Origin of the sequence: Oculatella sp. FACHB-28 (assembly GCF_014696015.1) — a bacterium.
Taxonomy (GTDB): Bacteria; Cyanobacteriota; Cyanobacteriia; order Elainellales; family Elainellaceae; genus JAAUTN01.
The window spans coordinates 39,795-63,119 of sequence record NZ_JACJPJ010000065.1 but is presented as its reverse complement, the minus strand read 5'-3'; the positions used below and the strand labels follow the sequence as shown (position 1 = coordinate 63,119).

Annotated in this window: 19 protein-coding genes, 1 tRNA gene and 1 pseudogene; 7 read left to right on the top strand and 14 right to left on the bottom strand. The window is 48.9% G+C overall.

What is annotated here, in order from left to right; all coding sequences use genetic code 11:
* Positions 1-20: 20 nt before the first annotated feature.
* The 4 genes from H6F88_RS13835 to H6F88_RS13820 all read right to left on the bottom strand — a co-directional run bounded on the left by H6F88_RS13835 (position 21) and on the right by H6F88_RS13820 (position 5,302).
* Positions 21-1,223, bottom strand: coding sequence for a WD40 repeat domain-containing protein (locus H6F88_RS13835; RefSeq protein WP_190643332.1), 1,203 nt, complete (start codon positions 1,221-1,223; stop codon positions 21-23).
* Between the two features lie 150 nt (positions 1,224-1,373).
* Positions 1,374-2,261, bottom strand: coding sequence for an ABC transporter permease (locus H6F88_RS13830; protein WP_190643331.1), 888 nt, complete (start codon positions 2,259-2,261; stop codon positions 1,374-1,376).
* 76 nt (positions 2,262-2,337) lie between these two features.
* Positions 2,338-3,348 carry an ABC transporter permease gene (locus H6F88_RS13825; RefSeq protein ID WP_190643330.1) on the bottom strand — a complete coding sequence of 337 codons (1,011 nt, stop codon included), beginning with the start codon at positions 3,346-3,348 and terminating at the stop codon, positions 2,338-2,340.
* Between the two features lie 289 nt (positions 3,349-3,637).
* Positions 3,638-5,302, bottom strand: a complete 1,665-nt coding sequence (locus H6F88_RS13820; RefSeq protein ID WP_190643329.1) for an ABC transporter substrate-binding protein — start codon at positions 5,300-5,302, stop codon at positions 3,638-3,640.
* Positions 5,303-5,511: 209 nt separating this feature from the next.
* On the opposite strand from H6F88_RS13820, the gene H6F88_RS13815 reads away from it, so the two are divergent.
* Positions 5,512-7,338, top strand: a complete 1,827-nt coding sequence (locus H6F88_RS13815) for an ABC transporter ATP-binding protein (protein WP_190643328.1) — start codon at positions 5,512-5,514, stop codon at positions 7,336-7,338.
* Here the strand turns inward: H6F88_RS13815 and H6F88_RS13810 are convergent.
* Positions 7,335-7,865 (bottom strand): GTPase, encoded by a 531-nt coding sequence (locus H6F88_RS13810; protein WP_190643327.1) that lies wholly within the window; start codon positions 7,863-7,865, stop codon positions 7,335-7,337. The genes H6F88_RS13815 and H6F88_RS13810 overlap by 4 nt on opposite strands.
* Before the next feature lie 388 nt (positions 7,866-8,253).
* Here H6F88_RS13810 and ggt point away from each other — a divergent pair, with 388 nt between their 5' ends.
* Complete coding sequence (ggt, locus tag H6F88_RS13805) at positions 8,254-9,810, top strand: gamma-glutamyltransferase (RefSeq protein WP_190643326.1); 1,557 nt, start codon at positions 8,254-8,256, stop codon at positions 9,808-9,810.
* Between the two features lie 71 nt (positions 9,811-9,881).
* Here the strand turns inward: ggt and H6F88_RS13800 are convergent, their stop codons facing one another.
* A complete protein-coding gene (locus tag H6F88_RS13800; protein WP_190643396.1) occupies positions 9,882-10,139 on the bottom strand; it encodes a hypothetical protein in 258 nt (85 codons plus the stop codon).
* Positions 10,121-11,095 carry a ParM/StbA family protein gene (locus tag H6F88_RS13795; protein ID WP_347277700.1) on the bottom strand — a complete coding sequence of 325 codons (975 nt, stop codon included), beginning with the start codon at positions 11,093-11,095 and terminating at the stop codon, positions 10,121-10,123. Before H6F88_RS13795 ends, H6F88_RS13800 begins: the two co-directional genes overlap by 19 nt.
* Before the next feature lie 240 nt (positions 11,096-11,335).
* Here H6F88_RS13795 and H6F88_RS13790 point away from each other — a divergent pair.
* The 4 genes and pseudogenes from H6F88_RS13790 to H6F88_RS13775 all read left to right on the top strand — a co-directional run bounded on the left by H6F88_RS13790 (position 11,336) and on the right by H6F88_RS13775 (position 14,840).
* Positions 11,336-11,407, top strand: a tRNA-Thr gene (locus tag H6F88_RS13790).
* A gap of 110 nt (positions 11,408-11,517) precedes the next feature.
* A pseudogene (locus tag H6F88_RS13785) lies at positions 11,518-11,925 on the top strand (AraC family transcriptional regulator); the annotation flags it as partial.
* A 246-nt stretch (positions 11,926-12,171) separates the two neighbouring features.
* Positions 12,172-13,251 carry a beta-galactosidase gene (locus H6F88_RS13780; protein WP_190643324.1) on the top strand — a complete coding sequence of 360 codons (1,080 nt, stop codon included), beginning with the start codon at positions 12,172-12,174 and terminating at the stop codon, positions 13,249-13,251.
* A 299-nt stretch (positions 13,252-13,550) separates the two neighbouring features.
* Positions 13,551-14,840, top strand: coding sequence for a Glu/Leu/Phe/Val dehydrogenase (locus tag H6F88_RS13775; protein ID WP_190643323.1), 1,290 nt, complete (start codon positions 13,551-13,553; stop codon positions 14,838-14,840).
* Between the two features lie 199 nt (positions 14,841-15,039).
* Here H6F88_RS13775 and H6F88_RS13770 read toward each other — a convergent pair whose 3' ends face one another.
* The 4 genes from H6F88_RS13770 to chlG form a co-directional block, all read right to left on the bottom strand.
* A complete protein-coding gene (locus tag H6F88_RS13770; RefSeq protein WP_190643322.1) occupies positions 15,040-15,234 on the bottom strand; it encodes a hypothetical protein in 195 nt (64 codons plus the stop codon).
* A gap of 89 nt (positions 15,235-15,323) precedes the next feature.
* A complete protein-coding gene (locus tag H6F88_RS13765) occupies positions 15,324-17,732 on the bottom strand; it encodes a penicillin-binding protein 1A (protein ID WP_190643388.1) in 2,409 nt (802 codons plus the stop codon).
* A gap of 31 nt (positions 17,733-17,763) precedes the next feature.
* Complete coding sequence (locus H6F88_RS13760; RefSeq protein WP_190643321.1) at positions 17,764-17,967, bottom strand: hypothetical protein; 204 nt, start codon at positions 17,965-17,967, stop codon at positions 17,764-17,766.
* Positions 17,968-18,105: 138 nt separating this feature from the next.
* On the bottom strand, positions 18,106-19,173 hold the full coding sequence (gene chlG, locus H6F88_RS13755) for a chlorophyll synthase ChlG (RefSeq protein ID WP_190643320.1): 1,068 nt from the start codon (positions 19,171-19,173) through the stop codon (positions 18,106-18,108).
* 326 nt (positions 19,174-19,499) lie between these two features.
* On the opposite strand from chlG, the gene H6F88_RS13750 reads away from it, so the two are divergent.
* The gene (locus H6F88_RS13750; protein ID WP_190643319.1) at positions 19,500-20,183 is read left to right on the top strand and encodes a sugar transferase; all 684 of its coding nucleotides are present in this window, start codon (positions 19,500-19,502) and stop codon (positions 20,181-20,183) included.
* A gap of 109 nt (positions 20,184-20,292) precedes the next feature.
* On the opposite strand, the gene H6F88_RS34465 is transcribed toward H6F88_RS13750, so the two are convergent.
* The 3 genes from H6F88_RS34465 to H6F88_RS13735 all read right to left on the bottom strand — a co-directional run bounded on the left by H6F88_RS34465 (position 20,293) and on the right by H6F88_RS13735 (position 23,222).
* The gene (locus tag H6F88_RS34465) at positions 20,293-21,972 is read right to left on the bottom strand and encodes a HAMP domain-containing sensor histidine kinase (protein ID WP_347277699.1); all 1,680 of its coding nucleotides are present in this window, start codon (positions 21,970-21,972) and stop codon (positions 20,293-20,295) included.
* A 173-nt stretch (positions 21,973-22,145) separates the two neighbouring features.
* Complete coding sequence (locus tag H6F88_RS13740) at positions 22,146-22,502, bottom strand: hypothetical protein (RefSeq protein WP_190643318.1); 357 nt, start codon at positions 22,500-22,502, stop codon at positions 22,146-22,148.
* A 477-nt stretch (positions 22,503-22,979) separates the two neighbouring features.
* Positions 22,980-23,222, bottom strand: a complete 243-nt coding sequence (locus tag H6F88_RS13735; protein WP_190643317.1) for a DUF6761 family protein — start codon at positions 23,220-23,222, stop codon at positions 22,980-22,982.
* Between the last annotated feature and the right edge of the window lie 103 nt (positions 23,223-23,325).

Sequence of the window (23,325 nt, the reverse complement as noted above, 5' to 3'; positions counted from 1 at the left end):
GGGTTGGGGCTAGGGAGAGATTAGGGTTGCTTGTGAGTGGTGCGTCGCCACTGTAGAACTGCTCCAAGGAACATGAGGGCGATCGCCATTGTTGCACCAGTTTTAGCGTTCGGGTTACTGAGTAAGCTTTGAAGAGAGTTTTGTTCTGGATTAGAGATTGACCAGAGCTTGATTGTACCGTCTTCACTGGCTGTTACTATGTACTGCCCGTCTAGTGAAAAGTCAATGTACTCCACACCCTGAGTATGTTCAGTAATCTGCTGTTGAAGGCTGAAATCAGAGACGCGGTAGAGTCTGAAGCCAAAGTTTTCGTTGGGGTCTTGACGTTCCGAGCCGCCGCCACCCGTAGCGAGATATTTCCCGTCGGGAGAGAAGGCAACGGCTTCTACCAAAGAGGTGCCATGCTCTAGCTCGGCGATCTGTTCGCCTGTGTCAAAGCGAAAGACTTTAGCGACATCTTCATTACCATTAGCAGTGGCGATTAACTCTCCATCAGGCGAAAGGCGAACAGACTTAACCGAGCCGCCATTGTTTGCGGCCCGGACAGTTCTAACTAGGCGACCGTCCGAGGCGCGCGAGATTTTAACGGTGCGATCGGCTGAACCCGATAGGACATACTCGCTGTTTTGAGTGAAGTCGATGGAGTTGATGTCCCGACGGTGCGAGATGCGATCGCCATAGCGCAAAGACCAATCGCCAGGGTCATACATCTTTACCTGACTGTTGTTGCCGTGACTGGGGGCAGCAAAAAACTGTCCATTTGGAGAAAAAGCAATTCCGTCTGCGCCATCTCCTTCCAGAGCAGTGAGAAGGCTACCATCACTGGCTCGATAAATTTTAATGCCGTCAGTATTGCCTGAAACCGCGATTTGCTCACCGTCGGGTGAAAAGAAAACTGCTTCAACTTCGCCCTGTTTGTCATCGAGCGAACCGTCCCAGTAAACCCCTTCCCAAACCAGGGAGCCATCCGCAACGCGCCACAGCCGAAATTTACCGTCTCCTCCACCTGAGACAATAAACTGACTATCTGGAGAAAATTCTGCGGTTTCTGAAGTTCCAGCTTCACCACGCGGATCGGCAGCAGCAGTCCACACTAGCGTCGGTGAGGGAATTTCTGCTTCTGCACCTGCGATCGCTTGATCTGTGACGGTTGATGCTGAGGCAGCAAGAACGCCTAGACCAATCCAAGGAAGCAGCCAGCCTAATTTTTTTCTAAACTGCATGGATGTTTTATCTTTTCGGAAGCTTATTCGTAGAGACGCAATTCCATCGCGTCTTTACTGAGGCATCTATGACCGAAACAATTTTTGGTTTCTGTCATCATGCCTGTCTAAGTCAGCCCCAAGATAACTCATCCAAAAAGTACTGGCATCTCAACGATTTGCCCTAGGATCAAGGCTGTCGCGCAAACCATCCCCCAGCAAGTTAAATGCCAGAACAATCAGAGTAATTGCTAAACCCGGAAACACAATCGTCCAAGGAGAGGAGAGGGAATAACCGCCTCGAAACGAATCTGACAGCATCGTGCCTAGCTCTGGTGTCGGTGGTTTTGCACCTAAACCCAGAAATCCTAAGCCAGCCGCCTCCAGAGTTGCCGTACCCAATGCCAGAGTTGCCTGCACGATAAGAGGAGCAAGACTGGCTGGCAAGATGTGGCTGATGATGATGCGATCGGAAGTTGCGCCAAAAGCTCTGACGGTTTGGATAAAGTCTTGTTCGCGTAGAGATAGCACCATGCTGCGGGTCAGGCGAATGAAAATCGGAATTTGGACTACGCCAACCGCAATCATGACACTAGGGAGGCTAGGGCCGGTGACGGTGACAACAGCGATCGCCAGCAAAGTGGGCGGAAAAGCCAGCAAAATGTCTGTAGCCCAACCAATCACCGTTTCCAGCCAGCCTCGAAAGTAGCCTGCGACCATTCCTAAAAAAGTGCCAATCAGCAGACCTGACCCCACCGAAATCAAGCTAATCGTTAGCGAGATGCGAATGCCGTACCAAATTGCGGTTAACATATCCCGCCCTAATCCATCTGTACCCAGCCAAAATTCCAAATCGGGTGGGCTGAGGCGAGAGGCATAGTTTCGTGCTGTCGCAGCATCATAAGGACGAATCAGCGGAGCCAGCACTGCCAGCAACAGCAACGCCACTGTGAGAAATAGCCCAATTCTGCCAGAACTGGATTTAAGGAACTGGCGATAAACGCGCTGTAAAGGTTTCGATGCAGCCTGTGTGGAGACTTCAGGGGAAAGGGTTTCCATGAGTAAAGGGGCTAGGGACTGGGGACTAGGGGCTAAGGGTTGGAGGCTAGGGGTTGGGGGTTGGAGACTAGGGTTATTATTTGTATTGGATTCTGGGGTCGAAGAAGGCGTAGGAGAGATCGACCAGGAGGTTGATCAGGACAAAGGTGATGGAAACGAAAACTACACCTCCTTGAACAACCGGATAGTCTCTGGCGAGAATGCCGCCGTAAATCCATTCGCCGATGCCGGGCCAGGAGAAAATGGTTTCGGTGAGGACGGCGCTGCTGAGCAGGGTGCCAAATTGCAGCCCAATGATAGTGATTACGGGTAAAAGGGCGTTCTTGAGCGCATGTTTGAGAATGACCCAGCGTTCTAAGAGGCCCTTTGCTCTGGCGGTGCGGATATAGTCTTGGGACAGGACTTCTAGCATGGCGCTGCGAGTGAGCCGAGCGACGATCGCCAAAGGAATGGTGCCAAGGGCGATCGCAGGCAAAATCAGGTGAGCCAAAATATCTCTCAGCGCCGTAAAGTTGAACCGCAATAGCGCGTCCAGCACATAAAAGCCCGTGATCGGCTGAAAGCCAAACCCTTCACTGATGCCAATTCGTCCGCTGGGCGGCAGCCAGCCTAGATTCACCGCAAATAGGTAAATCAACAGCAAGCCTAACCAGTAGACAGGCATGGAAACGCCGACCAGCGAAACCGTCATTGCCAGGTTGTCTACCCAACTGTTTTTACGAACTGCGGCAATAATTCCTGCTGGCACTCCAACCAAGATTGAGAACAGCACAGCAGAGGCCGTTAATTCAAAACTGGCTGCCCAACGTCGTCCAATTTCAGCGGCGATCGGAATTCCGGTGACGATGCTGTTGCCAAAATCAAGCCGCAGCACGCTTCCTAAAAAAGTGAAGTATTGAATGGGCAATGGTTCGTTTAACCCCATCTGCTCTCGAAAGGCAGCAATCTGGTCAGGCGTTGCCCTTTCTCCCATTAAAAACACGGCCGGATCACCGGGAATTGCATGGAGCAGGGTAAATACGAACAGGGTAATTCCCAGAAATACGGGCACTAGCCCAAGCAGTCGTCTAACGATGTATCGCGGCATGATTAGCTATTTGCTAGCAAAACTCCAAGCGTGAAACTCATTGCAAAAAGCGAGAGATAGGGAGCAGCAAATTTTGGTGTTGCTGAATGCGAGTATGATCCACGGGCATTGATCCCACCTGTAGGGGCGTTTCGCGAAACGCCCCTACAGGTGGGATCAATGCCCAAATTTTGAAGGGCGCAGCATTCGGCAGCTATGCTCTGCTCTGCAATAGAGCTTTTGCCTGAATGCCACGCCCCTACACTGCTTCATCACTCCTCCGTCCTGAAGGCGCTGTTCCCTAAAAGGTTTATTCCTTGCTAACCGTGTTGAAGGGTTCAGATCCTAAGGGGCTGGGGTTCCAACCCTGGATGTTGTTGCGCTGTGCCAGGAGGGGTTGTGAGTGAACGATGGGAATTCGCACAACTTCGTCGTAGAGAATTTTGTCTACTTCAGCGTATGCCTGTTCCCTTGCGCCCTGGTCGTCTTCAGCACGAGCCTGATTGAGTAGCTCAATTACGCGATCGCTTTTCCATTCACCGATATCAGTGGTGCCACCTGGTCCAAAGTGATAGTAGTAGAAGTTATCAGGGTCACCATAGTCGCCCGTCCAACCCAACATGAAGGATTGAAATCCGGGTGGCTTTTTGCTGTCTTCGATGTAGACAGCCCAGTCTTTGGTCTGTAACGAGACGTTAATGCCGATCGCACTCAGGTCAGCCGCAAATGCTTCAGCGATCGGTTTGGGCGTAGGAAAGTAAGGACGAGAAACAGGCATGTAGTACATTTCCAGGTCAAAGCCATCGGCGTAGCCCGCTTCACTCAACAGTTGCTTTGCCTGTTCTGGATCGTAGGGATAAACTTCCAAGTCGTTAGCGTTGAAGTTTTCCATAGAAGGGGGCAAGAAGTGCGGATCAGATACGCCGAGTTCGCCCCAAAAGGCACTAACGATTTCTGGACGGTTGATTGCTAAGGCGATCGCCTTCCTCACCCGCACATCTGCCAGCGGCTCAAAGCCAGTATTCAGTCCTAAATAGCCAACATTGAAGGATTCACGGAAAACTGCTTCTAAACTATCGTCGCCTTCAATTTCCTGAAGCTGGTCGGGCGCTAGCTCTACCGTAAAATCAATGCTTCCGGCTCTTAGCTCAGCCAATCGGGCCGAGGGGTCAGTGATAAAGCGGACGACAAGCTGCTCTTCAGCGGGTGCTCCATCCCAATAGTCAGGGTTGGCTGAAAGAATGACGCGATCGCCCGATCGCCATTCGTCCAAAACGTAAGGACCGGTTCCAACTGCGGTCGAGCCAGGAGTTCCATAATCAGGTCCAGCTTCCTCGATCGCGGTTGGGCTAGCAATGCCAAAATAACCAGAACCGATCGCCACCGGGAAAGCAGCAAACGGCTGATTCAAAACAAACTCGATGGTGTAGTCATCCACCACATTTAGAGACACCAGTGAAGAGGCTTCGTCTCCTTTAAAGCCGCCAAATAAACCGGGCCAGATTTCGTATCCTCTGCCCGCATCGCGATATCCGGTTGGACTAGCCGGGTCCCACCAACGCTCAACATTAACTCTGACTGCCTCCGCGTTAAAAGGAGTGCCATCATGAAACGTTACCCCTTCCCGTAGCGTAAATGTCCAGGTCAAACCATCCTCTGAAGCTGACCACTCTGTGGCTAAACCTGGGACGGGAGAAGTGGTTCCTGGCTCAAAGTGAACCAGGCGATCGTAAATCTGTTCGTGTACATAAATTGAATTGTTGTCCGTGATATTGCCAGGTTCGAGGTTGGCAGGTTGTCCTCCCAGCCCAAACACAAGTGCCTGCTGTTCTGAAGATGCGGCAGGGCTGCTTGCTTCTGGAGAATCAGTCGCGTCTGGAGAGCCACCACAGTTTGAAAGAACTATGGTTAGAGCAAACACCATGCTTAGGAGCACGGGTTGCCACCGCCTCCATCGTTTCCATCGTCTGATCATGCTGTCCTCGCTTAGTTAAAAGTTTTTTATTAAAGATTCCGTTTTTTTTGGCGGATCTAGCTGGAAATTCAATTTACACCGGACAATGCTAGAGGGATGAACTGGCAACAAACTGTATCAGTTGTCATAAATGAAGCAACTGTTCTAGCTCTAGTATTGATAGCGGCTATTGTGAAGATACTCACCACTCGCGATCGCCTTCCAAGTTTATGAACTTTCCTGTTCTGGATGTCCGCAATCTGTCGATCAGTTTCCCTACCGATGCAGGCATTGTGAGAGCGGTGCAAGATGCATCTTTTACTCTGGCAGCGGGTGAAACTCTGGGAATTGTGGGCGAGTCTGGTTCAGGTAAATCAGTCACTTCCCTGGCAACGATCGGGCTGTTGCCCAAATCTGTTCAGGTTACTGGAGAAATTTGGTTTCACGATCCTCGCTCCGTATCAGCGGAGCCTGTGAATTTGCTGGGTTTGCCAGCAGGCGATCGCCGCACTTATCGGGGTGGGCAAATCTCAATGGTGTTTCAGGAGCCGATGACTTCCCTGAATCCAGTTTTTACCTGCGGCGATCAGGTGGTGGAAGCAATTCTGCTTCATGCGGAAGTTTCCCAGGAAGAAGCCCAAAAGCGGGCGCTCGATCTGTTTCGAGAAGTCAAGCTGCCCAACCCAGAAGCGATGATGAACCGATACCCGCATCAGCTTTCAGGCGGGCAACAGCAACGAGTCATGATCGCAATGGCGCTGAGCGGCAATCCGGCAGTGCTGATTGCAGATGAGCCAACCACAGCACTAGATGTAACCATTCAAGCCACGATTCTAGAGTTGCTGAGGGAAATTCGCGATCGCCGGGGCATGTCGATCCTATTCATCACCCATGACATGGGCGTAGTTGCCGAAATCGCCGATCGCGTTATGGTGATGTATCGCGGTCGAATCGTAGAAACTGCGAATGTTTATGACCTGTTTGCTCAGCCTCAGCACCCCTACACCAAAGGGCTACTCAGTTGCCGTCCTCGCCCCGACCAGCAGCTAAAACGGTTGCCTACTGTCGCAGACTTCATGCAGGTGCAAACTAACTCAGCAGGACAACTCGAAATTCTCGCTAAAACGCTTGACTCCAATCAAACGGAAACACTTTGGTCGGAAGTGCTCATAAGCGAACGTGACAACCGATATCACAGCCTACTTCAACAAAAACCGCTGCTTTCAGTTCGCAATTTGACCAAAAGTTTCCCGATTAGAACGGGGCTATTTGGTCGCAAAACCATGCTCAATGCAGTTGATGATGTCAGTTTTGACGTGTACCCCGGAGAAACGCTGGGTCTGGTCGGTGAATCAGGCTGCGGCAAATCTACACTGAGTCGAGTGATGCTCCGGCTGATTGAACCAACTTCAGGAGAAGTCATCTTTGACGGACAATCCGTGTTTAACCTGAATGCTGCTCAAATGAGGCGGCTGCGGCGGGAAATGCAGATTGTGTTTCAGAATCCGTTTGGCTCAATGGATGCGCGTCAAAGCATTGGTGCTGCTCTGATTGAGCCAATGGTGATTCACAACATTGGCAACTCGCGAGACGATCGCTGGCAGCGGGCGATCGCCCTCCTGGAGCGAGTTGGACTAGACAGCAACGCCATGAACCGGATGCCGCACGAATTTTCTGGTGGGCAACAGCAACGAATTTGCATTGCCCGCACCCTGGTTTGCCAGCCACGCTTCATTATCTGCGACGAGTCGGTTTCTGCCCTGGATGTATCTGTGCAGGCGCAGGTACTCAACTTGTTGAAAGATTTGCAGCAAGATTTTGGCTTGACCTATATCTTCATTTCCCATGATTTGAGCGTGGTGAAATTCGTCAGCGATCGCATTATGGTGATGAACCAGGGCAAAATCGAGGAAATTGGAGCCGCTGACGCAATCTACAACACACCTCAGCAGGACTACACACGCCAACTGATCCAGGCAATTCCCGATACTCGGCTAGAAGATCTTCAGGCAAGACAGACACAGCGGTCGGCGAAAGTAAACAGCTTTCGTTCCTAAGCTGGAACATTGATCATCTCACGAGTCAGAATTAACAAACTTCTCAGGACTGACTCTGGCTGCGTTGCATTAACGATGACCAGAGGGGAGCAATATCGATCGCTCTTAAGACCCAAGGCCAGCTCTGCATTAGCAAGTGTCCACGCATCCGGACAATCTGCATGAGTCAGACCAACAATCATGGGCACCTTGCTCCGCCGACTCAAGTTACTCAGAATACGACGAGTCGAGCGAAAATCTCGGGGACGCTGAGCATCCATCAAAACCACACAGGCATGGGCTCGACGCAGTAAAATGTCCCACATAAAATCCAGATGAGGACTTTCGGGAATACCGTACAAGTGCAGCATTTGATAATCGCCGAAGGTCAGCCGACCAAAATCGAGCGTTGACATACTTTGCTTCTGCAAATCAACATTCGTGGGTTGCCGCTCTAGACTAGCAACATCGATTTCGCTAACCGCACGAATAAAGCTTGTTTTTCCGGCTCCCGTGGTGCCTGTAACAACAACACGTAGAATTTCCATTTAAGTTTTGCTCCTTGGGTAGCTCACCAAATTCCACAAAAGTGAAAGGGGGTTTCTGGTTGATCCTTAAGCTTTTTTACCCAGAAATGGTCAGAAAATCTCAAGGGTTTTCACTTTAAAAGTGCTATGTAGCTGTTATAAAAACTTTGGGGCAATTGCGTCTCAGCATTCAACTCGATATTGACTCCGCAATATCGCTAGTTTTTAGCTACCCATTCGTCAGATATTAATTTAAATTAAGAATTGCGCCTCAACCTTACGAAACGTACATTTTTAGTATTTTTCAGTTTTTCTAAGAAATTTAAGTAAATGGACAAATACAAGGAACGGGGTACTCCCCCATTTTTTCAACAGTGTTTAATGAGGTCTACTTACTTAGTACAGCTATATGATTCAGAAAACTCGTGGGGCGATCGCGGCCGGAAATTTACAAACGGCTGAAGCAGGAATAGAAATGTTGCGGTTAGGTGGAAATGCGTTTGATGCTGCAGTCGCCGCAGTTTTAGCCTCATGTGTCACAGAAGCAACGCTCACTTCTTTGGCAGGTGGTGGTTTTCTACTTGCTCATACGCAGCACAACGAAAACATTTTATTTGACTTTTTCACTCAAACTCCAGGTCAAAAGCGAGACGTTAAAGACATTGATTTTTGTCCTGTTTCAGTCAATTTTGGCAGCGTTGCTCAAGAGTTTCATGTTGGACTAGGGGCGATCGCCGTCCCTGGAACTGCGAAAGGGCTTTTCCACGTTCATAAACGATTGGGCAGACTACCGCTTGAGGTAATTGTTGAACCTGCAATTCACTATGCTAAAACGGGTGTCCTGTTAGATGATTTTCAGTCCTACTGTCTAAAAATTTTAGAACCGATTTTGCTGCGTACCGCAGGAGCGCGGGAGATTTTTGCTCCTAATGGAGCGTTACTTCAAGCTGGCGAAACCTTTGCAATTCCAGATCTGGCAGACACCTTAAATTGTTTGGTTGAAGAAGGAGTTGAAGCTTTCTATGAAGGCGAAATTGCTCAACAACTAGTTAAGGATTGTCAGGAAAACGGAGGATATTTAACTTTAGAAGATCTCAAAAACTATCGGGTGATTGAACGGAAACCCTTAAAGACTAGCTATCGAGGCAACACACTTTTAACGAATCCTCCCCCTAGTTCTGGCGGTAGCCTGATCGCATTTACCTTATCACTACTATCTCAGTTAGATTTATCTACCGTTGGCTTTGGCACAACCGAACACCTGAAAATTCTATCCAACGCAATGCGCTTGACCAATCAGGCCCGAACAGATGGATATGACGCTAACTTATATCAACCCGATGTAGCGCAAAACTTCTTATCTGCTGAGCATATCAGCCAATACGCTAATCAACTCACTCCTGTAACCAATAAGTGGGGTAGTACAACGCACCTGAGTGTTGTTGATGCAGAGGGAAATGCCGCTAGCGTCACCTCATCCAATGGGGAAGGCTCTTCTCATGTCATTCCTGGAACTGGAGTAATGACAAACAACATGTTGGGCGAGGCAGATTTACATCCCACTGGGTTTCATCAGTGGCAAAACAATGTAAGAATCTCTTCAATGATGGCACCTACAATGGTGCTACAACAGAACCAGCCTGAGATTGTTTTAGGTTCTGGTGGTTCCAATCGAATCAGGACTGCTATCCTTCAAGTCATTTCCAACATCATTGATTTTGATATGTCGGTAGATGATGCAGTCAACAGTTCTCGGATGCATTGGGAGAACGATGTGCTCAGCCTGGAGCCTGGCTTTCATCACTCAGACTTCGAGAAAACATCTTTTCCTTTCAATGGAGAACTGGTGTTATGGGAAAACCATAATATGTTTTTTGGTGGAGTACATACTGTGATGCAACACCCTGATGGAACAATTAGTGGAGCGGGCGATCGCCGTCGAAACGGTTCAGTTGCCACCAGTTAATCCTCTTGTAGAGACGCAATTAATCCAAAGGCAAAGATTAATCACGTCTCTACAAAATTGAAAATTGTGGCTTACATTGCCAATAAGTCTTCTAACTCATTCAGTGCTTCACATCCGCTGCTCGGTCCTTGGTTAAACGTAGTCGAGTCCAAAAAGTGAACATTTGACGCTTCATCCATAGACTTCCCGCGTCCATACAGATACTCATCTGAGTAGCGACGGAAGACTGCTTCCACAGCAGCACGGGCATTTTTGAGTCCCCACTCGGCAGCAATGAGTTCAGCCTTATCAAGGACATCCTGGCTTAGCCTTACTTTGTTGTCATACATAGCTGTGTATCGTTAGATAAAAGAAACAAACCACGAACATTTGCAAACTGAGGATCACCCATCACAGCAAACAATTTCCGCCCTGCCAACCGCTCTGCGATCAGGTGAGAACCTCCCCCTGTCACCAAAAATCGGGTCACTCTCGCCATGTAGGGCGTATATTGAGCCTTGATGGTTTGAAAAATTCCTTTAAACCAGGAATCTAAATGCTCTTCCAGCCAGGGTGCCCAAGTTAACTCGGTATCTGCATAGGTATGTCCTACCCGAAAGCCATCCATTACAATGCTGGGGTCTGCGGTTGTGCCGAGAATATCGGTCAATCGTCTGTCGAAGCTAATCGACGCAGCTAACTCATAAGTTCCGCCCCGATCCATGACGTTTTCATCAATCACGTCACCTTCTGCATCAACCAGACGAGTTAGCCAAGTTCCTCCCCCAATATCAACCACAATCGTGTATCCGTTGTTGGGAATGTGTCCCTGCTTACGCGCGTAGTGGTAAGCCCCCATGCCTTCCCGCTCAACCTCAACCTGCTCTACATTGACCCGAAACTCAACGCCATTCCGAACAAACTCATGCAGTCCTAAAAGTTGCTCTCGAATCGCGTCTTCGTTTCTAGCAGGTTCAGGAGTAGAAACGTAAAGGTTTAAGGGGAACTCAGAAACTTCTGCACCTGTAGGTTCGAGACAAGCGTACAAGTGTAGCTTTGCCAGCTCAACTTTGTTTTCGACTACAGTTTGCTGCTGCCTTCTGTATTTATAAGCCTGTGCGCCAAAGTGGTACCGTGTACCATCAGGTAGCGCAATGAGAGGCGAGGCTTCAGAATAACGAACAGCATCTCGACCTTGAGGTAACTGGAAACGTACAGATCGAATCGCTTTTGGATGCCCCGTGCCGTCATAAAACTTAAGGTCATAGTTACCCGCATCCAGTGCCAGGGTCCGAGTCGCCGTCACAGGAGTTGGATCTTTACTAACTCTTCTCTGTCTGGTACCTATAGTCATATGTCTCCCCCTGTTTCCAGGTGTGCAGGTTTGTCCCCATCAGTACATACGTACTATAGCACCATAGACAAAGATGTGGGTCATCGGACGTTGACTAACTGTTATGGAAGCTTCATCTACAAATTCTTCAATCTCTCAACGCGCTTTGTAGAAACTTGGCAAGGAAGACTGCTATACTTGTCTACTGTCTATGCCGATGTGGCTCAGTGGTAGAGCACTCGATTCGTAATCGAGCGGTCGCGGGTTCAAATCCCGCCATCGGCTTTAAGGGTTGTAGAGCGATACTTTATTTGTCTAAATAAAGTATCGCTCTACAATCTGCTTGGCAAGCCAAACCTTCGGTGTGGAGATCACGACCATAACTATCCGTCGCAATTTATCGACTTCTAATGAGAGAGCAAGGGGCTCGGCTGCGTCAGATTGCCGTTCTCGGTGGCTACACGCACCACATCGCCAGAGCGGTCGATCGCCTTCGTAAAGACTTTAACCAGCCGCTGCGGATTGAAAACATTGCACGAGAGCTTGGCATGAGTGTTTCGGGCTTTCATCATCACTTTAAGTCGGTTACTGCCATGAGTCCTTTGCAGTTCCAAAAGCAACTGCGGCTTCAGGAGGCTCGCCGTCTAATGCTGGGGCAAAATCTGGACGCGACCACTGCGGCGTACCAGGTGGGGTATGACGATCCTTCACACTTTAACCGAGAGTATAAGCGGCAGTTTGGTGCACCCCCAATGCGCGATGTGGAGCGGCTAAGAGAAGTCGCAAAAATTGGTTCAACTTAGTTCTTCACAGGTCTACTTCAGGCTCCGTAAAACGTCTGTCTCACATCTGTTGTGCTCTTCGGTCGCTGCGTTTAATTGAGCACGAAAATGCGGTTTCCTGCTCAGAATTATCCCTTATCATAAAGCCATTCAGTAGAAGAGCAGTCAACAGGGCACAGATTGCAAATGAGTATCCATAAGTGAGTATCTATAAAAGATATTTCTTCGAGAGTGAGGTAGTTCAACTTGACTTATAGAAGACAGTTTATGGCACTCTCGGTGTCCACTCTGCTTGGGTTCGTAGTATCTGATACAGGTAAAGTAGTTGCCTTGCCTTATTTGCAGCAATTGCTAACTCAAAGTCAAACTCAAGTTGGAACAACGTTTAGCCAACTTCAGTGCCAATACATTAACTTGAACTATCAAGAAGCCTTTCGTCAGATTTGCTCTCTTGGACTTAAGAGAATTCGCTTATGTAGCTACTGGCATGAGATTGAGCCATTAGAGAACTCGTTTGATTTCACGACTCTTGATTGGTTACTTGATGAAAGCCACAGACACGGAATCGAAGTGATACTTACAGTTGGCATGAAAGCACCACGCTGGCCAGAGTTTCACTTCCCCAGTTGGCTAGCTGCCCAACAGGATACTTCTATCACTTCTCAACCTGTTGATCACAATGCAGCGATCGCCAATTACACATTACGCTTCATTCAAAAAGTTATTGAACATACCCGCGATGCGCCCAATCTTAAATACTGGCAGATTGAGAATGAACCGTTCACTCGACTAGCCATTACATCGGGGCGTTATTTGAGCTATGAATTTGTGCGTCAAGAGGTTGAGTTAGCCCGTACACTAGCGCTGCCGAGACAGAAACTGTTGCTAACTAATGCAATTACACTACCCGATGCAGGCTCGAATGAGGACGATCGAGCATTCCAGGAAAGCCTATCGCTTGCTGATGCAGTTGGAATCAATGTTTACACACAGGTTCCAGATGGCAATCTATCTAGTTACCTACAACCATCCCCTGCATACTGGTACAAACTCAATGCATGGCAACAACAACTGTCTACGAGCGGCAAAGAAGCATGGGTTTCGGAAGCACAAGCGGAACCTTGGGAACCGAATCACCTTGTTGCCCTGGATGCTGTTCAGTATCCCAGTTCATCTCCCCAACAAACTTCTGGGCTTGTAAACCTGTTAGTGGATTTAGGCTATCGCACTATTTTGCTGTGGGGGTGCGAATACTGGTACTGGCATCAACAAAATGGGCGCGATCGCTGGTGGAACACGATCGAACAATTGTCAAAAGCACCTTCTCAATCTATCCAGGAAGTTTGATATCCCACAAATATCATTGTTCTGACTGTTGATCGGGTAGCCCCTTTTTTGCCCTGTTCTGTATTCACTCTGTATTCAATAGACCTCTGAATCACTTCTTAAGGCGTGAATGGTAGCGCAGCGGAGCCGCGCTACCATTCATGCTGAAGGTCTACCACGACCACAAATGGACAAACTGGAAAAATAAACAGTAACAAAGATTACAAAATAGAATATTTTTTAGAAAAACGGCTAGTCTGGCCATAGGGATCAATAAATAGACATTCAGTTCGTGGAATTCCACGATTGCGAGAAGATTTATGGTTTTATCACCGCTGGTACCGTTAGAAGCACCTTCTCCAGCTCACATTTGCCCAGCCGATCAAGCCTGTAGCTATCTTGAGGCGGCAGCTAGAGAATTGCATTTAGATCAAGGTGTTCTAACTATTCTGAGCAATCCGCGTAAGGTCGTCACTGTCTCCATTCCCATCAAGTTAGATAATGGCGAAGTGCGGGTTTTTGCGGGACATCGCGTTCAGCACTGCGATATTCTTGGACCTTATAAAGGCGGGACTCGCTATCACCCAGCCGTAACGTTGCAAGAGGTTTCGGTGCTGGCCATGCTGATGACGTGGAAGTGTGCGCTGTTAGGCATTCCTTACGGTGGAGCCAAGGGAGGAATTGCGCTCGACCCCAATCGTTATAGCGTGAATGAATTGGAGCGGATTACGCGCCGCTATACCAGTGAGTTAATTAAAGACATTGGCCCATCTGTTGATATCCCGGCTCCTGATGTGGGAACCTCAGCCCGCGAAATGGCATGGATGATGGACACCTACTCGATGAATGTGGGACATGCGGTGCCAGGAGTAGTAACGGGTAAGCCCATTTCAATTGGTGGGTCGCGCGGGCGCGAAATGGCTACCGGACGAGGAGTGATGATTGTGGTACGGGAAGCGTTGGCAAAGCAGGGAAGGGCGATCGCCGATTCCCGGATTGTCATCCAGGGTTTTGGAAATGTTGGCAGTGCCGCAGCTCTATTGCTACATCAAGCTGGAGCTAAAATCCTGGCAGTATCTAGAGGCTCTGGCGGAATTTTTGCGGCAGATGGGCTCGACATTCTAGCGCTCAAGGCCTACTCTGCAGAACATGACAAAAACCTGAAAGGCTTTCCTGGCTCCGTTCCCATTAGCAATGCTGAGTTACTGGCTTTACCGTGCGATGTTCTCATTCCAGCCGCTCTAGAAAACCAAATTACTGCGGACAATGTTGACCAGGTAAAAGCCAGCATCGTTGCAGAGGCGGCAAACGGACCAGTTTCCTTAGAAGCAGACCGGGCACTAGAAGCACGAGGAGTAACCGTTCTTCCAGATATCCTGGCGAACGCAGGCGGAGTAGTGGTGAGTTATCTGGAGTGGGTGCAAGGACTTTCCTACGTGTTTTGGGATGAAGAACGAGTTAACCGAGAAATGGAAGGATTGATTGTCCATGCCTTCCAGCAGGTAATGGAGCAGTCCCAGATGAGACAGGTGCCAATCAGGCTTGCCGCATACATGCTAGGGGTAGGGCGGGTTGCTCAAGCTCTGATCGACCGAGGACTTTATCCGTAATAACGTTTCTCTAAGAAGGGGCTACAGGTGGAAGTCACCCTGCCAAGCGGGGTGACTTCCACCTGTAGCCCCTTCTTGGAATTGGTATAACGTGAGTGTGACTTAAAAATAAAGCGGAAGTATGTACACTTCCGCCACTGCTTCCTCGATTAAAAATTGATATAAGTTACGAACTTAGCCGTCGGTTGCGAAACCGACTTTAGAGACCAGGGTTTTGGTCTTTGTCAACTTTAGGTACAACGTCTGGACGCTCTTTGCCTTCCCAGCCAGGAGGACGCTTCGAGTTATACCAGGCGATCGAACCAATGGTTACAGCGGCAATAAACCCGACGACGTAAACTAGCGTAGCGGAAATTGGAAAATGAGGTCCGGCAACTTCCGTCATTAAAGTCATTGGCTATCAGCTCCTCTATAAAACATTAGATAACCATACAAAAAAACGCTAAAGAATACATCCACCTTTCTAGGGATCCACCGATACGCTTACTCTGCTGCGGCTTCTGGTGGCGGTGCAGGTTCGGAGACGGGCTCAGTGGGCACAACTACAGGAGGTAATGGTTCAGGTGGGGCGGGTTCTGCTGCGGGAGCAGGTTCAGGGGCAGCAGCCTCTGGCGGAGCAGCGGGAGCAGGAGCTGAGTCACCACCAGAGTCACCGGAATCGCCACTATCTCGCAAGCGCTCTCGCAAATCCTCGGTCTTCTCCTCTTCCTCATTGCTGCGCGATCGCTCTCTCCGTGAAGGCTCAGATCGTCTCTCGGTGCGATCGCCGCCCTCGTCGTCGTTGTTATCATTATTCCTAGCACTACTCGCTGAAACGCGTCCCGGTCGCACAGGGTCAGCTTCAATACTGCCCCTACGCCCCTCTAGTCGAGGTAGTTCAGGAAATTCTTGAACCGGTAGCCATTGCACGATGGTGCCCATAAAGTCCCGCCAGGTACGAGCAGCCGTACTGCTGGCTCCGTACGTTGGGCGGCTGTCATCATTTCCTAACCAAACACCAGTTACAAGCTGAGGTGTGTAGCCGACAAACCAGAGATCTCTTCTTTCCTCAGAAGTGCCCGTTTTTCCAGCGACCGGGCGACCCAGTTGAGCTCGTGCTCCAGTTCCATTTTGGACGACTCCTTGCAGCATCCAGGTCATGATGGCTGCGCTGGTTTCGTCCACCACACGCTTGGGTTCAACCTCCGATTCATAAATCACTTCACCAGAGCGATTGATGACTCTAACAACGCCGTGTGGTTCGGCATAATTTCCTTGCGTTGCCAGGGTGCCATAGGCACTGGTTAGCTCTAGCAGGTTAACCTCAGAGGCTCCCAAAGCCAGCGAATAGGTAGGCAACAATTCTGATTTAATCCCCATGTTGCTTGCCATCCTGATCACGGGGTCAAACCCAACATCAATCAGGGCTTTGACTGCAACGATGTTAATCGAAGAAACTAGAGCATCTCGAATGGAAACGCTGCCTCTATAACCCCTGCTGTAGTTCTGCGGTTCGTAGCCGTCTACAACAAATTTGGCATCTACATAACTCTTGTATGGAGAAGAACCAGAGGCGATCACTGCTGTATAAACGAAGGTTTTGAAGGTAGAACCAGGTTGCCGCTGTGCTTGAGTTGCTCGGTTGAACTGGCTTTCAGCAAAATCATCACCCCCAACCAGGGCTCTGATTTCGCCATTGCGCGGGTCGATGCAAACCAAGGCTGCTTGCTCAAAGTTTTGCCCCGGCCCGTAGTTGGCGATCGCATTTCTCACCGTATTTTGAGCAATTCTTTGCCATTCCAGGTTCACGGTTGTTTCAACGGTAAGACCACCGACTTTTAGTTCTTCTTCTGGAATAAGCAGGGGAAGCTGTTGCTGAATATAAGAGGTGAAGTAGGGAATCTCGCTGTAAAGCCGCTTTGGAATGCTGGGGTTAACCGTTAGCGGAGTGGCGATCGCCGCATCCATTTCAGCTTGCGTAATGAATTCTGAATCTAGCATTCGGGCTAGCACCACGTTGCGCCGCTGCTCGGCCGCCACCGGATCAACCAACGGAGAGTAAACGCTAGGAGCCGGAGCCATGCCTGCAATCATCGCCATCTCTGACAGCGTTAGCTGATCGGCAGTTTTACTGAAATAGACCCAGGCTGCATCTGCTACCCCATAGGCACTAGATCCGAGATAAACCAGGTTGAGGTAATACTCTAAGATCTGCTGTTTATCTAAATCGCGCTCAATCTTTTGGGCCAGTAAGGCCTCCCGCAGTTTTCGCTGAAAGCTGCGTTCTTGAGAGAGAAAAACGATTCGGGCCAACTGCTGGGTGATGGTGCTACCACCTTCTACTAATTCACCTGCTGAAACGTTGGCGATAACCGCTCTGGCGATCGACTGATAATCAATCCCGTTGTGTTCGTAGAAATCCTGATCCTCTGCCGCCAAAAATGCCTCGATCAGTTGCGGCGGAATCTGGTCAAAAGTCAGCTTATCGCGAGTTGCGGGACCAAGCTGCTGCAAGATAGTGCCATCCGCTGCTTTGATGGTCATCGTTCCATCGCGGACAAAAGTCAAGATGTTGCCCGTGTCAGGCAGCTTTTGATCAACAGCCTGCACCGTTCGATAGGCATAAACTCCGCTACCAACAACGCCGACGCCAAGTCCCAGCAATACCCAGGGCCACCAACGCCAATAGAGCGGCTTTTTGTGCCCGGGCTCGGGAGTACCCTGCCCTGGAGACTCCGAGCGGCGACGAAGTTTAGAGTTGGTCATTGACTGCAATTTTGCAAACAACGGGGCAGCAGGAGACTTTGAGCGCCGCCTACTTCGTCTAGCAGAAGGATTTTGACGCGAACTGCCAGACTTGCCAGATGCTCTATTAGATTGAGTTGAACCAGAATTGTTGAACTTAGCCGACATGGCTTTGAGCTTGGAAATAAAATCTGCCACTTCAGTTCCTCTCGCACCACCACAAGCCAAGCCGCTTCTGTCGATCTATAGGGCTTGGGAAGAATCTACACCCCAGTGTATCTAGTCCGTTCCAGGTTGCAGCTTTGGGTTGGAAGGCGATCGCTCCCTTCACAGCTACAGCACAATCTCCTGATTCCTCCGGACGAATTATCGTTAAGTCTAGTGCATCAACAAATGAATTCATCCTTAGCTGCTCAGAATTGGCTCGGATCAATGAAACCTGGAAACTAGAATTTAGTCGGTCTAAAGTCTAAGGGCTAAAGCCTGAATTCCACAAGCGAATTTGACCAGAACTGATGGTATGAATTGCACCCCAACGCCCTCAAACCCCTGCCTGTCCAAGTGCTAGAGCCGTGACCAACATGCCAAAAACCAAGAATGGCTGTGCGCTAGCTTGATACTTTACGTCGTTTTCTACAGGATTCCGCAAGAAATACATATCCTGAAACGTAATTTGCGGAATGATCAGCAAAATCAGGATGACAGCATAGAGATTTTGGTGAATGCTGATTAGATAAGCTGCAACCCCAGATTGAAATACGTCGATCATCAAGACGCAAATCCAAGCAGCCGTACCAATGCCAAACATCACGGGTAAGGATTTGAGACCGAGCTGGCGATCGCCTTCCACACTCTTGAAATCATTCACAACCGCAATGCCCAACCCCGACAAGCTGTAAAACAGCGTCAGCACTACAATTGTCGGATTCAAATCGCCAAACAGAGCATGACCTGCCCACCAAGGCAGCGCAATATAGCTAGCTCCCAGCGCATAATTGCCCAACCAGCCATTCTTCTTGAGCTTGAGCGGCGGAGCAGAATAGATATAAGAAATGAAACATCCTCCCAGCGCCAGCACTGCGATTGTGGGGAATTCATGACCTGCCCATACGTCAAGGAGGTAGGCAACACCCAACCCAGCACCCAGCAGAACAAGAATTTGAACCACCACCTGAGGCACGGAAATTGCACCAGAAGGAATGGGGCGATAAGGCTCATTGATCGCATCAATATCGCGATCGTAGAAATCATTTAGCGTCTGAGTATAGCCAGTCAGCAGCGGGCCAGACAGCAGCATACAGGCAGCAGCCAGCAGCACATTTTCCAGCGTCCAGGTATAGCCACCCGATGAAGCTGCCCCACAAACTACGCCCCAAATCAATGGAATCCAGGTAATCGGCTTCATTAGCTGCAGCCGGATCTTCCAGATTGAGGTTTCTCCAGCTTCTGCACCCTTCATGCCTAAAAGCTGACGGGTTTTGCCACTACGGTTTACAGCAGCGGGTGTAGCAGCTTCTAGGGGTGAATTCGGATCCACGCCGTCGAGGGGGCTGTCCTGAATTTGCTCTGGTGAGTCTGCCGAAAACTGAGGAGAAGTGGGTTCAGCCATGAGGTTAATCCGATATGAAAAAGCTTGAGAATCAAGAACGCTTCATTTAATAGCGTAGAAGACTTCATTTAATAGCGTAAAAGACTTCCTGCCAAAAGCACGAATCTTCTAAGGGCTCTTCTAATTGGATTGAATGATACCAATCTGATTCCTAAGCTTTACATAAACTTCACAAACTTCCACCATCTTGATTCTCAATGACAAGTTTCTGCAAAGACTGGGTGTCACCCTCTCCTCCGTTCTGGAGAGCAGACTATATTCTTTGGATAGCTTCTTAAGTATTTACACGGTCATTGTTTTCAAGCATTGATGGCAGGAAGGTTAGGATGACCCAATATACAGTCTCAGAGGCAACCCTCTCAAACTCTCTAGCACCTTCCATTCAGTTGGGAAGAGACGTTCATCCGTCAGCTTATTCCGTTTTCAAGCGGTTGCTTGATATCGTAGGTAGCCTGGTGGGGTTGCTAATTTTGGCGGTAGCGTTTGTCCCAATTGCGATCGCCATCAAGCTAGACAGCCCCGGTGCAGTCTTTTATGAGCAAGAGCGCTTTGGCTTGCAGGGTTCCCGCTTCAAAATCCGCAAGTTTCGCTCGATGGTTGACAATGCTGACCTACTCAAGGCACAGGTTGCTAACGAAGCTAAGGGAATGATCTTCAAAAACGAACAAGATCCCAGAGTTACTAAAGTTGGGAAGTTTTTACGGAAGACCAGCCTGGATGAGCTGCCCCAGTTTTGGAATGTGCTGGTTGGCGAAATGAGCCTCGTAGGAACTCGTCCTCCTACTTCTGATGAGGTTAAGCACTATGGCGATCGCCACTGGCAGCGCCTTAACGTCAAACCCGGATTGACGGGCGAATGGCAAGTCAGCGGTCGTTCTTCAATCAAAGATTTTGAGCACATCGTAGACCTGGATCTGCGCTACCAGAGCCTCTGGAACCCAATGTATGACCTGGTGATCATCTGGAAAACGGTTCAAATCCTATTCTCTCGTCGCTCTGGTGCTTGCTAGAGCAATTTCTGGGAAAAGTTATAACGTTGCTTTAGAAAGAGGCTACAGATGGAAGGGCACTCCGCTCCGCAGAGTGCCCTTCCATCTGTAGCCCTAATTTTTGGACTTCTCACTCTTCAAGCCTTTTAGTCTCCAAAGGCAAGAAGATCGTCAACACCTCTCCCTGCTCAGGACGCTGTCGCACAATCAGCTTACCGCCCAATGCCTGAAACAGATTCTTGGTAACCGACATATTTAAGCTGAGACTACCTGTTTCTGGCTGGAACATCAGCAATCGACCCACAGATTTAAGCCCAGTTGCAAAGCTCGACTGTACCGTTTTCCTAGAGCCTCTTCCGTTTGAGCTTTCTACGTCGTCTTTAGGCTGAGACTGAAGCTGTAGCTTGAGCTGGTGTCCCGCCAACATAACTCGCACCTGAATGTGGCTTCCAGACGGCAGACTATGGGTGATTTGATCCATTAGCCCAGTCAGCACTTGATTTAACATGGTTGGATCACTGACCACCAGTGGCAGCTTTTGCGGCAAGATGACTTCTAGCGTCAATCCTCGCTGACTCGCCTGCTTTTGCCAGCGAGGTACATTGTCCTGAAACACCTGAGTCAGGGAAATTGCTGCCAACGGACTTAACGGATGCTTAACAGCGGATGTTTCTAGCTCGACCGCCCTGAAAATTAAGCTAAAGCGGTCAATCTGCTCCGTACATTCCCGGTCGATGACTTCCAACCGTTTAACCGCATCTGGGCTGAGGTCTTTTCGCTTTAACAACAGCCGAGTCAAGGTGCGAATGGTGGTTAGAGGCGTGCGAACTTCATGGGCGATCGCCTGCAACAGCTCTGCGTCTGAGCCAAGTTTCGCTTGAGCCAGTTTCTCTAATGAAGAATCATACGGTCGCCCTTTAGTAGCTATCTTCAAGGGCTGATTTGGTTTTGACAGAGGATGACGAGTATTTGGCTTTGTCCCGACTGTCAGATTGTCGTTCTGCCCCTGAGATGTAGACGATTGGTTGGCAGAAGACAGGGTGTAAGAAACTTGTCGAATCGGTACGCCAGCGCGATCGCCTCCCATCTCCCAATCCAGCGGTTCAGGCAGGTGTGCCAACATCAGTTGGCTAAATTGCATCACCAATCGGTAGTCCGGTGGCTTAGGCAAAAATTGCTTGACCAACGTATCCAGATGTTCAAAAGATTGAGGGTTAGTCAGCAGCAAGCGTGATTGCAGCGATCGCCAAGACTGCCAGACGACTTCAGGTTCAAACGAAAACAAAAAGGCTGGCTTGGCATCTGCATCTTCGCCCAACACCATCACCAGGCTAAACTCAGAAGTCAATACCAGACAAAACTGCTCTGCTGCCAGCGGATCATTGGGCAACAGAGGCAGCGTCGAAGAAGTAGGGCGAGATTGAGTCACCTTGCCAGCCGCCGGAAGCAACTGAAACGGCATCAGGCTCAAAGCGCCAATGGGCTCAGTCGTAAATGTCCAGGTTGAGAAACTTGAAACCAGATTTGGCTGGTCTAGTACAGGCAAAGGACCCGACAAAACTAGCCCTTGCTCTTCTCGTTTAAGGGAAGCTGTCTCTTCTAAATTAGCTGAATTAGCTGAAGCAGCTAAACCATCAGGAGTAGCTACCGATCTAGATTGGAGCAAAGAGTTGAGAGCAGCGATCGCACCACACCACTCTCGTTCTGCTCTAACTCGTCGCTGTGCCTCAAAACCAGATCTTTCAGCGGTTTGAGCTGATCCACTCACCGCTAAAATTTCACCTAGAGTTGGCAAATACCACTTATACACCTGACTTACCCAGATAGTCGTTAGGAACACATAAATGCATTACGTTGTCCTCTGTTACGACAATAACGGCATGTGCTGATTAGGTGTACCCGCAAAACCGAACTGAGTTAGTCGCAATCCCCGTGCAAGCGAACTATCTCCTGCACTTAATTTACATTTGCTTCAGCAAAACCTCAACCAAACCAATTAGACGGGGCAAAAGCAGAATTTGTCTCCTGGGGAATATGACGCTCGATCCAATCCATATTCTCCTGGAGAATGTGCTCAATCCCTTGACGAACCAAATTCTCGATCTGAGTTCGCTGTTCCAAAGAATTGCACAAGGACTTAGGATTCATCGCTGCTTGGTCGGCTTCTTCAACTACTGTGTACACTCCAGGTACCCGACAGAGTACGTAAGAAATTAGCTTCTTCCGTAAATCAGGAATTGAAAATGCCTGCTGATAAGGATGATAAGGGTAAGTATCAAGTACATCCTCAGCTTCTTCCACTACTACAGGTAAAGTTAAATTGACGATTGTTTTACTCATCTTTCAACTCCAAATCAAATGGGGTTAAGCCAATAAAATTGCTTCCGAATGTTGCTTGTGATACTGAGACGTAACCTTAACCAAGCACTCCTAAAAAGGAAGGAAACAATTTACATTTCCTCACTCCCACACCCACCTGTAATTCCTAAATAGACTGCTTTTTGCCAATGTGAGCAGCTCCTTCAGCCCCTTAGCCATCAAAGTTCGTTTACAAAGAATCTATTTAAGAAGACCGTTCTTTGAAAGAGGATTGCTTGAGAATTTCTTAGAGCGTAAGTTAACTTTTGCTGAACTTTTTAAGAAGCTGTGATCAAATTATGCGATGACATCCAGAGAATACGTAAAGGAAGTACTTAAAAGTTACTGTTTGTTTTCACTACTTTACAAATGCCTTAGATTCTGCCGCAAAATTAAGCGGGAGTGTAGCACTGCTACACTCCCGCTTAATTTTTGCAGATTTAGGATCTAAGGACCTTTTTAGTAATAATCTGGCTCTGACTGTGGAACCTCAAAATTAGACGGATCGTACAGATATCGAGTGGCTTCTTCTTCTAAACGGTGAATTAAATAAGGCTCAATTGCGTTGCTATGACGTAAGGCAGCCAGGTAGCCGTCTAGGTAGAGCCGCAGGTCGTCAAAACGATAACCCCGGTTCCACTGTTCAGCCAGAGCATCAGTGATTCTCTGGTAGTAGCGAATAGTTTGAGTGTCTCGAAGCATAGTTAGTGGTGAGGATTCTTATACCTTGTAAACACAAAATTTATTCAGACAGATACTTAAGCAGGTCTTGACGGAGCAGAGGTCAGAGTATAGGGCGGGCACT